Raw genomic sequence first — 12,299 nt, forward strand, 5'->3', positions numbered from 1 at the left:
CTTGCACATCATCATGTCACCTTCCCCTTCCTCCTGGATTCCCCGCCTCGATCGCGATCGTCTGGCGATCCTGCCGCCCGCCCCCGCGATCGAGGCCTCCGACATCGCCGACCGGGTACGCGGCATGCTGCTCGGCGTGGCCATCGGCGATGCGCTGGGCAATCGCACGGAGCGCATGAACCCCGATGAACGGGCAGCGGAATACGGATACATCTCGGGGTACCTGCCAAGCCGGTATGCGGGCGGACGTCCTGCCGGCACACCGAGCGACGATACCCAACTGACCTTCCGGGCCGTCGAACAGTTGCTGGCCGACGGTGCCGTCGATGCCGACGAACTCGCCTTCCGTATTGCCAACGACCGCATCTTCGGCATCGGCCGGGCCACGCGCGATTTCTGCAACGCCCTGCGCACGGGCGCACCGTGGTGGGAGGCTACCCAGGTCAGCGCCGGCAACGGCGCGCTGATGCGTATCGCCCCCACCGTGTTGCCGCATCTGGTGAGCGGCGGGACGCAGGTCTGGTACGACACCGCGCTGTCGGCCGCCGTGACACACAACGATCCCCTGGCCATCGCCAGCAGTGTGGCCTGGGTCGCGCTGCTATGGCGCCTGCTCGATGGCGATGTCCCCGAATCACCGGCCGAGTGGCTCGAGACCTACGTGGAAGTACTGCGCGTGCTCGATCAGGGGCAGACCTACGAAACCCGCGTGCACCAGGGCGCCCTCGCACACTGGCGCGGCAGTCTGTCGGATTTCCTGGACACCCACGTGCGCGATGCCATCACGCACCGGCACACCGTGCGCGATACCGGCAGGGCCTGGTACAGCGGCGCCTATCTGCTGGAGACCGTGCCGGCCGTCATGCACATCGTGGCGCAGCATGGCCGCGATCCCCAGGAGGCCATGCTGGTGGCGGTGAACGACACACGGGACAACGACACCATCGCCGCCATCGTGGGCGCCGCCATGGGCGCCGCCTATGGGACCGCCTGGATTCCCACCGACTGGCGGGATGGGCTACTGGGCCGCGTCAACGGGGACGACGACGGGCGGGTGTTCGAGCTGGCGGACGCGGCGGTGGCGCGGTTTGTGAGGTGAGGGTTCGTCGTCTGTGTCGACGTTTCTACTAATTTGACAACAATTAGTAGAAAATTGACATTTCCCATGGCCAAATTCTACTAATTTAGCAGACATTAGTAAGAAATGGACATTCAATGAGGTGGCGAATACGTCATTTTCTACTAATTTAGTATTAATTAGTAGATTCCTGACATAACCAGAAACATGAAACTGCCCGTCAGTCCCCCGCCCACTGAGGAAATCCTGGCCAATCTTCTCGAGAGGGAGGACGGGCTGGCGCGCTTCAACACGCTGCTGCAACTCGGTCTGGGACCCGCGCCGGGCGGGAAGTACCGCCACTGGGACAGATTCAGGCACGCGCCACCTCTTGCCGACTACTCGGCCGAAGAGCAGTGGCTGGCGGTGCGCACCGCCCGCAATGCCATGGCCAGGCCCTTGCCCCTGCTCGACACCAAAGGCCGTTCGTTCGCCGTTGCCATGCCCGCTCCAGTGTTGGAGCTCCTGCATCGGATCGATCGGGACGCCAGCGGCAATGTCGGTGGCAACTTCGTCGGCACCGAACCGATCACGAACGCGGCGACCCGCGACACCTACCTGTTCAAGTCCATCGTGGAGGAGGCCATCACGTCCAGCCAACTGGAGGGTGCCTCCACCACACGTCTGGTGGCCAAAGCCATGATCCAGGAAGGGCGACCAGCCTCCACACGCAGCGAACGCATGATCCTGAACAACTATCGGGCCATGCGGCTGGTGCGGGAGCAGGGAGTGCAACCACTCACACCCGAGCTGGTGTTCTCGCTGCAGCGCACCCTCACCGAGAACACACTGGACGACGCGTCGGCGGTGGGCCGCTTCCGGCGACAGGACGAACACATCGTCATCGAGGACGAGACCGGCACCATCTTGCATCATCCGCCACACGCTGACGAGTTGCCAGGACGAATGGCGGCCATGTGCGATTTTGCCAATGGCACATCCGATACCGAATTCCTGCACCCAGTCATCCGCGCCATGCTGTTGCACTTCTGGCTGGCGTACGATCACCCGTTCGTGGACGGCAATGGTCGCACAGCGCGCGCCTTGTTTTACTGGTCCATGGCTCGCTCTGGGTATTGGCTGTGCGAATACGTATCCATCTCGCGCATCCTGAAAAAAGCCCGCGGCGCGTATGCCCGGGCCTATCTGTATGCAGAGAGCGACAACAACGACGCCACATACTTCGTGATGCACCAGTTGCGCACCCTCTCTCTGGCGATCGATGAGCTGCACGAGTATCTCGCGCGCAAAACGAGGGAAATGCGCGACATCGAACGTCTGGTGCGACATGCGTCCATCTCGCAAGAGGGCCTGAACCCGCGCCAACTGGCCCTGTTGCGACATGCTCTGAGCACCCCGCTGGCGCGATACACCGTGGCGTCACACCAGCTCTCGCATGGTACGAGCTATCAGACCGCGCGTACGGACCTTCTGCGGATGGCCGAGCTGGGACTGCTGCGGCAATTCAAAGCCGGCAAGGCGTTCGTGTTCGAGCCGACGGAAGGTCTGGCGCAGCGATTGACACTGCGGGAGACTCACCCATAGCGACTATATCGCGCCTGATGTGCATATCTTTTGTCGTTTTCCATACAGACTCGACACATATCGACTCCGCCCGGCATACCTGACGCACCTCCACGCGGTCAACCGCAGGTCGCCATGTCCTCCCTGCTCGTCCTCACCGGTATCGGTCGTCCCGGCCAACTCGGCGAAGCGCTCGCCCGGCACTTCGCGGCCGCCGGCTTTTCTCTCGCCCTCATTGCCCGCAAGCTGACCGACGTCGAGGCCCGTGCCGCCGAGCTGCAGCCGGTCCGCGATGGACAGCGCATCACCGCGCACGCCGCCGACCTGGCCGACCCTGCGGCTACGCAGGCATTGGCCGACGACGTGCTGTCCGCGCACGCCACCACGCGCGTCCATGCCGTCGTCTGTGTGGCCGGCGGCTTCGGTGCCACCGGTCCGCTCGATGAGGCCGACCCCGATGGCTGGCATCAGCAGTTCGCCATCAACCTCGACACGGCGTTCGCCACCACACGAGCGTTCCTCCCCGCACTGCGTGAAGCCGGGGGCAGCCTCGTCTACTTCGGCTCGGCGGCAGCCACGCCGTCCGGCTCTCCCAAGGGGCTCGCGGCCTACGCCGCTGCCAAGAGCGGCGTGCTCACGCTCATGCGCGCTGTGGCACTCGACGAAAAGCTTCATGGCGTGCGCGCCAATGCCGTGGCCCCCACCGCCATCCGCACCGCGACCAACCTCGCCGACATGGGCGAGAAGTCCAATTACGTGGAACGCGAATCGGTGGCCGATGTGGTAGCCTTCCTCATCAGTCCGGCCGCCCGCAATGTCACGGGGCAGGTCATCACGCTGTCATAGCGCGGTACGATCGGAACTGCCCGGCCGCTGCCGTCTGTACTCCCGCAGTCCGCCCGTTCCCGTGTCCATCGATCGCAACGCCCCCTGCCCCTGCGGCTCCGGCCGCAAATTCAAGAAATGCCACGGCGCCGCCGTGCCGCCCGAGGCGGCCGCCCTGCCGGCGCCCGAGCGTGAACGCCTCAAACGCGCCGTCCAGCTTCTCGAACGGGATCGCCGCATCCATCAGGAGCTGCTCGACTGGTGCGACCGCAAGCTCGGCGCCGAATGGGCCAATGCGGCACTCGATCAGTTCGCGGGCAGCGCCGAGCAGGATCTCTCGGAGTTCGACGAGCCGTTCTACGCCCACTGGCTGCTGCACCATCGTCCGGCTGCAACCGGCGCGCCCACCCCGGCCATGCAATGGCTCGAGGCCCAACGCGCACGGCACGGCGCCCGCATGGATCAGGATGTCGACGCGCTCGTCGCCGCACTGCGTGACTCGCGCATCGGTCTCTGGCGTGTGACGCAGGTGGAGCCGGGCGTGGGGTATGGATTGCACGACCTGCTCACCGGCACCACGGCGTTCGTGTACGACGACGCCGGCATCCTCGGGGATCACCCCGACGATGTCTGCCTCGCGTATCTCTTCACGCTCGACGACATTCAGCTCATGCTGGGGACGTATCTCGACCTGCTGCCGCTCGACCAGGCGGAACATGTCGCCGATGCCATCCGCGCATTGGCCGGTGTCGGTACGCCGGACAGCGACGACCCGACAGGCACCATATCAAACACCCGCGCGCCGGCGGCACGCACACGCGCATCGACACATCCGACCCGTGTGCCCCGTGAGTTTCTCACCGATCCGTTGCAACACGTCGTCATGCGCAATGCCTGGCACGCGCAGGCAACGGCCTACTGGGATGATCCGGACGAAGATTCCCAGGCCGGGTCCGACCCTGACGCGCAGCATCTCCACGATGGCATTCTCGAAGACACCACGGAGAACACGGGAGAACCCACATGAATCGTCGTGATTTTGTCGCCACCTCGCTCAACGTCGCCGGTGTCGCCGCCGCTGGTGCGCTCACCTCGCCTCTCTCTCCTGCGCTCGCTCACGCCATGACCGCGCCTCTCGCCAACGACACCACCGCCCCGCGCGCCACCCGCAAGATCCTCATTGCCGGCGGTGGGTTCCGCACGAAGTTCATCGCCTACATGGCGCAGCTCACCGGCAAGACACGCCCGCGCATCTGCTTCCTCCCCACCGCCTCCGCCGACTCGCCGCAATCGGCCATCGGCTTCTACCAGGCCTGCGCGCCGCTCAACGTCGAACCGTTCGTGCAGAACGTGTTCATCGAAAGCCTCTCGCAGACACAGGGCTGGGATGAGGTGCTGCTCTCCGCCGACGCCATCGTCTGCTCGGGCGGCAACACGCTCAATCAGCAGGCCATCTGGAAGGCGCAGGGCATCGATGTCGTGCTCCGGCAGGCATGGGACAGAGGTATCGTGCTCGGCGGCGCCAGCGCGGGTTCGCTCTGCTGGTTCGAAGAGGGCACCACCGATTCACGCCCCAAGGCGCTGTCCATCGTGAAATGCCTGGGCTTCCTGAAGGGCAGCCACTCGCCCCACTACGACGCCGAGGCGGGACGTCGGCCGCTGTATCACAAGCTCATCGGCTCGGGAGAGATGAAGCCGGGGTACGCGTGCGACAACGATGCCGGCATCTACTTCGAGGACAACGAGGTGAAACGTGTCGTGCACACCCGCGCCGAAGCCAGGGTGTATCACGTGAGTGTGGTGAACGGACAGGTGGTGGAGAAGGTCATGCAACCGGAGATGATCTAGGCGATGTCCATGGCGTATACGGCCGAGTCGGTTCCCTTCCCGTCGCTCGACGACATCCGTGTTGCACGCGAACGCCTCGGCACGCGTGTGATCACTACACCGGTGCGCCGCATCGCCGACCACGCGCTCGCCGCGGAACTCGGTCCGCGCACCGGCGTCTGGCTCAAGGAAGAACTCTTCCAGCACACCGGCAGTTTCAAACCGCGGGGCGCGCTGACGGTGATGTCGCAGTTGTCGCCGGAAGCGCTCACCCGTGGCGTGACGGGCGTGTCGGCCGGCAATCACGCCATCTCGCTCGCCTACTCCGCCCAGCAACTCGGCACCACCGCCAAGGTGGTCATGCCGCGCACGGCCAATCCGTATCGCATTCAGTTGTTTCGCGAACTCGGCGGCATCGCCGAGCTGGTCGACACCATTCATCAGGCGTTCGAACGCGCCGATGAAATCGTGGCGGAGGAAGGCCGCACGCTCGTGCATCCCTTCGAAGGTCCGCTCACCGCGCTGGGCACGGCCACGGTGGGTCTCGAGTTCATGATGCAGATGGCCGAGACGCAGACGACACTCGATGCCATCATCGTCGCTTCGGGCGGCGGTGGCCTCACGGGCGGTGTGGCCTGCGCGGTGAAACAATGGCGTCCGGGCATCGAGGTGTACGTGGTGGAACCCGAGGGGGCCGACAGTCTGCATCGCAGCTTTGCCGCCGGTTCGCCACAGACCATCGAAGCCGTACACACCATCGCCGATTCACTCGGCTCCCCGCGCGCCGAACCGTACTCGTATGCACTCAACAAGCGGTTCGTCGACGAGATCGTGCTGGTGACCGACGATCAGATCCGCGAAGGCATGCGCATGCTGTTCCGCAGTGCCAAGCTGGTGGTCGAACCGGCCGGTGCGGCCGCCATGGCGGCGCTGCGTTTCCCGTTGCGTGAACGCCTGGAAGGGCGACAGGTGGGGATCGTGGTGTGCGGTGGCAACACCGATGCGATCACGTACGCAAAACATCTGTCGCCATAGTTCGCCCGCCGCCTAGCGCCCATCGCCCGCCTCGCCCACCTTACACGGCGATGACCCTCGCCGCTCGCCGCCGCCCGGCCGCGCGTGGAGTCGTCCTCGACCGCTCGCTCGAGGAACTCCCGCTCTTCCGTCTGAGCGACTCCGCAGACGATGCGCCCGTCTCGTACACCACCGAGAACGGCGGGCGCTGGCGTGTCATCCCCGCTCCCGGCGATCGCCTCCCCGGCACGTTCGACCAGGACGTCTACGTGGAGCTGCTGCACCGCTACCACGAGGCGGGCTCCCCCGCCGACGGCGCCATCACCTTCACACTGCACGCCTTCCTGCGCTCCATGGGCCGCCGGGCGGATGGACGCACCTACGAGCAGCTCCGGGCCGCCCTCACCCGGCTCGAACGCACCACACTCGAGTCCATCGGGGCCTACTGGTCGGCCCAGAGCGCCCTGGCCGACACCAGCTTCACCGTGCTGTCCACGGTTTCGGTGCAACGACGGCGCGTGGCCGACCGCGAGCAACTCCACCTCTTCGGCAACCTGGCGGCCGGGGAACCCGGAGACGCCCGTGTCACCCTGTCCACCACCCTCCGTGCCAATCTGGCCGCCCGGCACGTGGTGACACTCTCCGCGGCCCGCTATCACGCCCTCTCGTCCCCGGTGGCGCGGCGCCTGTACCGCATCCTCGAAGTCGCCCGGGCCGACGGCCGGCTCTCCTGGCGTGTCCCCCTCGAACGCCTCGCCGAGCAGCTGCCGCTCACCCAGCGATACCCTTCGCACCTCCAGCGCGTCCTCCAACCAGCCCACGAGATGCTGCTCAGTGCCGGCCTGGTGCGCGATATCGCCATCCGGCAGTACGACCGGCAGTGGCATGTGGACTACGTGCTCGGCTCCCGTCCGCGCGACGAAAGCTGACCTGGATGGGTAGGGTAGGGTGATGCAGGCCGGTCCCCGGAAGTACCCACGGGGAACAGCACCCCATCCAGTGCGTACGTAACTGCAGTACCTTTTCTGGTCCCTCCTTCGTGAGACCCGCATGACCCGGAACCGCAAGGCCGCCCTGGCCGCCCTCGTGTTCGTCCCTTTGCTCGCCTCGGGCTTCGCCCTGCAGGCGCGCACGACGCGCGGTGGCGCACAACTTCTCGACCAGGTGCTGACCTTCGTCGCCCTGCGTTACGTGGACACCCTCGATGCGCAGCAGCTGTATGAAAAAGCTGCGCGCGGGCTCGTGAAGGAGCTCAACGACCCCTACACGGAACTCTTCACGCCCAAGCAACTCGAAGAGTTCTCCCGCAACACCAATGGTCGCTATGCCGGCATCGGCATGGAGATCTCGAAGATCGGCGACTACGTCACCGTCAATAAGGTCTTCCCCAATTCGCCGGCCGAGCAGGGGGGCGTGCTGGAAGGCGACAAGATCGCCCTCATCGACACCACGAACACCCGCGGCTACAGCACCCAGCAGGTGCAGAACAAGCTGCTCGGCCCGATCGGCACCCCGGTCACCGTGCAGTTCCTGCGCGTCGGCGTGGGCCAGCCGGTGAAGCTCAGTTTCAAGCGCGCCGAAATCCATGTGCCGGCGGTGCCCTACGCCATGATGCTCGACGAGCGCACCGGCTACGTGCCGCTCACGCGTTTCTCCGAACAGACCACCGAGGACATCGCCAACTCGGTCCTGGCGCTCCGCAAGAAGGGCGCGAAGGGCATCATCATCGATCTGCGCGGCAACCCGGGCGGCATTCTGGAAGAAGCCTTCGCCATGTCCAACCTGTTCCTCCCCAAGGGGAAGGAACTGCTGTCGGTGCGTGGTCGCGCGGAGTTCCAGAAGTTCGTCTCGCAGCAGGATCCGCTCGCGCCCGACGTGCCGCTCCTGGTGCTCGTGGACGGCAATTCGGCGTCGGCGTCGGAAATCGTGGCCGGCGCGCTGCAGGACTACGACCGTGCGCTCGTGCTGGGCACCACGTCGTTCGGGAAGGGCCTGGTGCAGTCGGTCTACAATCTCGATGGCGGCTACGCGCTCAAGATCACGACGGGCAAGTGGTACACGCCGTCGGGTCGCTCCATCCAGAAGGAGCGGAAGATGAACGCCGATGGGCAGTTCCTCGAGGTGACGCCCGATTCCCTGGAGACGGATTCGGTGCGCAAGGCCCGCCCGCTCTACAAGTCGGCTTCGGGTCGCACGCTCTACGGCGGTGGCGGCATCACGCCCGACATGATCATCGCCCCCGATACGCTCACCAGCCCCGAACAGGTCCTGCGCCGCGCGCTCCTGCCGAGCTGGGGCAAGTATCTGGCACAGGTGAACGCGGTGGCTGAGGAGCAGAAGGGGAAGGTGCGGCCGGACTTCACGTTCAATCCCACCTGGCGTGACGAGGTGTATCGCCGGATCGTGGCGGACACGGTGAAGATCGACAAAGCCATCTGGGACGCCGGCGCCAGCGACGTGGACCGCGTCATCGAGGACCGCGTGGCCAAGGTGGCCTTCGGTGATACGCTGGTGCTCCGCCGCAGCCTCAAGATCGACAACCAGCTCCGTCGGGCCGTGGAACTGATGCGCAAGGGCACCACCCAGCAGGAGATCTTCGCGGCCGCCGCGCAGGAACCCGCTGCCAAGCCCGCCACGGCGCGCCGCAGCGGAAACTGATCGCCAACTGAGCACCGGGGCCTTGGGCCCTTGGTACTTATCCTGATTGCCGCATGGGCAGATCCGGTCTACGGTTCTGCCCATGTCTATTTCCCACCGCCTTCCGGTGCACACCGCGGTCGCCACTGCGATCGTGCTGTTGTCCACCGCCTGCAGCAGCCCTGACTCGGCTGGCAGGGACACCACCGTCGCCGCCGGCAACAGTGCCGGTGCGCTGAACATCGCCGTCACAGCCGATTCCGGCGAGACCCACCTGACCAACATCCGGCAGATCACCAATGGAGGTGAAAACGCCGAGGCTTATTTCAGTCAGGACGGCCAGTGGCTCACGTTCCAGTCCACCCGCGACGGCAATACCTGCGATCAGCAGTACACGATGCGCGTGGACGGCACGGAGCTGACCAAGGTGTCGGTGGGCGGCAAGACCACCTGCGGCTGGTTCCTGCCCGGCAGCAACCGTCTGTTCTTCTCGTCCACACACGCGGCCGACAGCGCCTGCCCGCCGCGTCCGGATCCGTCGAAGGGGTATGTGTGGGGCATCGACAAGTACGACATGTACACGGTCGACCGCGACGGCAAGAACCTCACGCGGCTCACCAACTACGGCACGTACACTGCCGAAGGCATTCTCTCGCCCGACGGCAAGCGCATCGTCTTCACGTCGCTCAAGGATGGTGACCTCGACATCTACACCATGAATGTCGATGGCACCGATGTGAAGCGTCTGACCACGACGCCCGGATACGACGGCGGCCCCTGGTGGTCGCCCGACGGCACGAAGATCGTCTATCGCGCCTGGCACTATGACAATCCCGAAGATCTCAAGGCGTATCAGGATCTGCTCAAGCAGGGCATGATCCGGCCGAACAGGATGGAGCTGTTCGTCATGAACGCCGATGGCAGCGATCAGCGGCAGATCACCACCCTGGGTGGTGCGAACTTCGGACCGTCGTGGACGCCCGATGGCCAGCGCGTGATTTTTTCGTCGAACCACAAGAATCCGCGCAGCCGGAACTTCGATCTCTACATCGTGAATCTCGATGGCTCCAACCTCGAGCAGGTCACGACCAACGGCGAGTTCGACGGCTTCCCGATGTTCAGCCCCGATGGCAAGCAGCTGATCTGGGCGTCCAATCGTGGCGCGCTCAAGGAAGGCGACACGAATCTGTTCATCGCCGACTGGAAGAACTGAGTTCTGCACGACACGAAGCCCCCGTCGGTCATCCGGCGGGGGCTTCGTCGTCTGTGAACACCAGCGGATGCAATCGGCGATCAGGCCGCCGGCGCCGCCTGCACGTCGATGCGGAGCTTCACGTCGTCGCTGACGAGCACACCACCCGCCTCCAGCGCGACATTCCACACGAGCCCCCACTCCTTGCGCGAGATCTTCGTCTCGAGTTCGGCGGACACCTTCTGGTTGCCCCACGGATCCTTGGCGGGACCGCCCACTTCGCCCTTCAGCGTCACCGGCTTGGTGATGCCGCGAATGGTCAGATCGCCGGTGGCCGTGACATCGGAGCCGTTGCGATCGAACGTCGTGAGTACGAACGTGGCCTTCGGAAACGCGGCGGCATCGAAGAAGTCCGGGCTGCGGAGATGATCGTCACGCTGACCGTTGCCGGTATCGAGCGAGGCAACGTCGATGTCGACCGTGGCATGCTTGACGACACCATTGTCATCCTCGATACTGCCGGTGAACTGGCCGAACGTGCCGCGCACGGTGGAAATGCCCATGTGCTTCACGGAGAACTGGATCTGGCTGTGCGCGGGATCAAAGGTCCACTGCATACGGAGCTCCTGGTATTCTGTTGTGATGCCACCATCTCAGTGGTAAGGAATATAGAAACTCAAAAGGCCTCGTCAAGAGGCCTTTTGTTTGCCGGTTGACTCGTCGGAAGACCCGGATCAGTCCTGGCTTTCGTCCGAGGGGGGCATCTGGGCCGCCGCCCGCCCCATGATCTTCAGGATCTCCGTCGCCGTACGCTGGTCTTCGAGAGAAATCCCGCTCATCACCCGCGCCAGTTCGCGCGCGTGCGCCGGGAAAATCTGCATCACCAGGTCACGCCCCTGCTCGGTCAGGGCCGCATACCGCGCCCGTCGATCGCTGTCGCAGGTGCGACGCTCCACCAGCCCCTTGGCCGTGAGCCGGTCCACCAGAAAGGTGATGCCGCCACTCGACACCAGAATCCGTCGCTGCACCTCGCCCAGCAACATCGGGCCACGGTGATACAACGCCTCCAGAATGCCGAACTCGGCCAACGTCAATCCATGACGGGCGACGTCCGCGGCCGCATGCGCGGTCACCGCCGACTGCGCCCGATTCATGATCACCCACAGCCGCAGCGCCGACAGCGTGGTCGCGTCGACGTCGGGCTCATGCGCCTCAGAGTGCCCCTGAGCTGCGCCTTCGCTGATTGGTTGTGTTATGGTCGCCATGATTCCCTAAAGCCTCGGCAATCCGTGCTTTCTCCGCAAGGGCTAAGATGATAAGTAGTACCGTTTTAGGTACGAAACGCTCGCCTTTTACGTCATAACCGGCAATAACGGGATAACAATTCCGCACAATTCGATTAGTAACCTCTAATATACACAAGAAAAGGTTATCCCGAAGATGAAAAGTTGGTGATAACGGTGCACAATCGTCCCCGGTCCGTTTAGGTTACTGAGGCCGACCGCCGATATGGTCGGTGCACCTTACGCGAGGAGGCGTGATGCGAAAGCCACGACCGAACACGTACAACCCAGCGCAGGCGCTGCATCTGATCGCCGCGGACCGCACTGGGCTTCCTTTGAGCTGCCCGTCCTGCTCCGGGCACATCGACCGCGACCCCGTTGCGCATCCCCCGCCGCCCAATTCGCACGTGACACTGAAGTGCACGAGCTGTGGTCGGTTGGCGCGTTACATTGCCGGTCTGAACTGACACTTCCATCAGCCGACGCTGGTCCTTCAGCTTCGCCTCTGACGCAACAACGCCCCGTCCGGATTTCCGGGCGGGGCGTTTGTCATGAATCGTTGTCGTGCGGAAGGGGAATCATCCACCCATGACGACCTCCTACCAGTTGACCGTGCCCTGCTTGGTGGTGTCCACGTCCTCACTCTGACCGGTCTTGAACAGATAGGCCTCCATGTTGCGCGTCAGAAACGTCCGCGCCTGGGGATCCATCACGTTCAGGCCATAGTGGTTGATGAGCATGGTCTGCTGCTTGAGCCACTGCCCCCAGCAGTCCTTGCAGATCTCGCCCACGATGCGCGCGCCGATGGCCCCGGGAAACGGCGGCCGTTCGAATCCTTCGCGGGTCTGACCGCATCGGGTACAGGTGATATCCGCCATGA

At 64.5% G+C, this 12,299-nt stretch carries 12 protein-coding genes; 9 read left to right on the top strand and 3 right to left on the bottom strand.

The window, feature by feature from the left end:
- Positions 1-13: 13 nt before the first annotated feature.
- The 9 genes from WG208_RS04295 (at position 14) to WG208_RS04335 (ending at position 10,157) form a co-directional block, all read left to right on the top strand.
- Entirely contained in the window at positions 14-1,099 is a 1,086-nt protein-coding gene (locus WG208_RS04295) for an ADP-ribosylglycohydrolase family protein (RefSeq protein WP_337170096.1), read from the top strand.
- A gap of 186 nt (positions 1,100-1,285) precedes the next feature.
- On the top strand, positions 1,286-2,662 hold the full coding sequence (locus WG208_RS04300; RefSeq protein WP_337170097.1) for a Fic family protein: 1,377 nt from the start codon (positions 1,286-1,288) through the stop codon (positions 2,660-2,662).
- 114 nt (positions 2,663-2,776) lie between these two features.
- On the top strand, positions 2,777-3,487 hold the full coding sequence (locus WG208_RS04305) for an SDR family oxidoreductase (protein ID WP_337170098.1): 711 nt from the start codon (positions 2,777-2,779) through the stop codon (positions 3,485-3,487).
- A 61-nt stretch (positions 3,488-3,548) separates the two neighbouring features.
- Complete coding sequence (locus WG208_RS04310) at positions 3,549-4,493, top strand: SEC-C domain-containing protein (RefSeq protein WP_337170099.1); 945 nt, start codon at positions 3,549-3,551, stop codon at positions 4,491-4,493.
- The gene (locus WG208_RS04315) at positions 4,490-5,314 is read left to right on the top strand and encodes a peptidase E (RefSeq protein WP_337170100.1); all 825 of its coding nucleotides are present in this window, start codon (positions 4,490-4,492) and stop codon (positions 5,312-5,314) included. Before WG208_RS04310 ends, WG208_RS04315 begins: the two co-directional genes overlap by 4 nt.
- A 3-nt stretch (positions 5,315-5,317) precedes the next feature.
- Entirely contained in the window at positions 5,318-6,328 is a 1,011-nt protein-coding gene (locus WG208_RS04320) for a threonine/serine dehydratase (protein ID WP_337170101.1), read from the top strand.
- 50 nt (positions 6,329-6,378) lie between these two features.
- Positions 6,379-7,236, top strand: a complete 858-nt coding sequence (locus WG208_RS04325) for a replication initiator protein A (protein ID WP_337170102.1) — start codon at positions 6,379-6,381, stop codon at positions 7,234-7,236.
- A 121-nt stretch (positions 7,237-7,357) separates the two neighbouring features.
- Positions 7,358-8,965, top strand: coding sequence for a S41 family peptidase (locus WG208_RS04330; RefSeq protein WP_337170103.1), 1,608 nt, complete (start codon positions 7,358-7,360; stop codon positions 8,963-8,965).
- An 82-nt stretch (positions 8,966-9,047) separates the two neighbouring features.
- Positions 9,048-10,157, top strand: a complete 1,110-nt coding sequence (locus tag WG208_RS04335; RefSeq protein ID WP_337170104.1) for a hypothetical protein — start codon at positions 9,048-9,050, stop codon at positions 10,155-10,157.
- A gap of 80 nt (positions 10,158-10,237) precedes the next feature.
- Here the strand turns inward: WG208_RS04335 and WG208_RS04340 are convergent, their stop codons facing one another.
- The 3 genes from WG208_RS04340 to WG208_RS04350 form a co-directional block, all read right to left on the bottom strand.
- Positions 10,238-10,753, bottom strand: a complete 516-nt coding sequence (locus WG208_RS04340) for a YceI family protein (RefSeq protein ID WP_337170105.1) — start codon at positions 10,751-10,753, stop codon at positions 10,238-10,240.
- 117 nt (positions 10,754-10,870) lie between these two features.
- Positions 10,871-11,401: a MarR family transcriptional regulator gene (locus WG208_RS04345; protein WP_337170106.1), complete on the bottom strand. Its 531-nt coding sequence runs from the start codon at positions 11,399-11,401 to the stop codon at positions 10,871-10,873.
- Between the two features lie 617 nt (positions 11,402-12,018).
- On the bottom strand, positions 12,019-12,297 hold the full coding sequence (locus tag WG208_RS04350) for an oxidative damage protection protein (RefSeq protein WP_337170107.1): 279 nt from the start codon (positions 12,295-12,297) through the stop codon (positions 12,019-12,021).
- Between the last annotated feature and the right edge of the window lie 2 nt (positions 12,298-12,299).

It is taken from the genome of Gemmatimonas aurantiaca (genome assembly GCF_037190085.1).
Lineage (GTDB): Bacteria > Gemmatimonadota > Gemmatimonadetes > Gemmatimonadales > Gemmatimonadaceae > Gemmatimonas > Gemmatimonas aurantiaca_A.